The organism is Acinetobacter sp. A3 (genome assembly GCF_012371415.1).
Taxonomy (GTDB): domain Bacteria; phylum Pseudomonadota; class Gammaproteobacteria; order Pseudomonadales; family Moraxellaceae; genus Acinetobacter.
The window spans coordinates 1-701 of record NZ_JAAZQW010000097.1 but is presented as its reverse complement, the minus strand read 5'-3'; the positions used below and the strand labels follow the sequence as shown (position 1 = coordinate 701).

General features: G+C 34.8%; 1 protein-coding gene. It reads left to right on the top strand.

Features of this window, described 5'->3' with window-relative positions; genetic code table 11:
- The first annotated feature begins 5 nt into the window (after positions 1-5).
- Positions 6-668: an IS1595 family transposase gene (locus tag HHA42_RS13375; protein WP_168526872.1), complete on the top strand. Its 663-nt coding sequence runs from the start codon at positions 6-8 to the stop codon at positions 666-668.
- Positions 669-701: the final 33 nt, after the last annotated feature.

The window sequence follows — 701 nt, the reverse complement described above, 5'->3', positions numbered from 1 at the left end:
GAATCATGATAGAAAACAGTAAATTAAGTCACTATAAGATTAAAAAAATTATTCAGTGCTTTTGCATTGATATTCCTGCTTCTAAAACAGCCTTATTGCTTAACTTGAACCGTAATATCATCAACTATTGGTACATGCTTTTTAGAGAAGCAATCTACGATCATCAAACAGATTTAAGAGCAAAGTTTGTAGGTTCTATTGAAGTTGATGAGAGCTATTTTGGAGCAAAAAGACAACGTGGTTTTCATGGGAAATTGAAGCGAGGTCGAGGTACTTTAAAACAACCTGTATTTGGAATATTTGAAAGGAATGGTCGAGTTTATACAGAAATAGTCCCTGATTGTAAAAAGACTACATTACAACAAGTTATCTTAGGTAAAGTTGCACTTGAAAGTGTAATTTATAGTGATGGTTGGCGTGGATACAATGGTTTGGTAGATGTTGGTTACTCAAAGCATTTTAGAGTAAATCATGGAGCGAATGAATTTGCCAGAGGACAATGTCATATAAATGGAATAGAATCATTCTGGAGCTTTTGTAAAAGAAGGCTAGCAAAGTTCAACGGTATATCAAAAGAGTATTTTGATTATCATCTTAAAGAAACAGAATGGCGTTGGATGAGGGAGCCTAATGAGCTAGCAACAGAGTTGTGGGACCTCATTAGGTAAAACTAAGTGCAAATCTGCTAGTCTAGAGCCTAA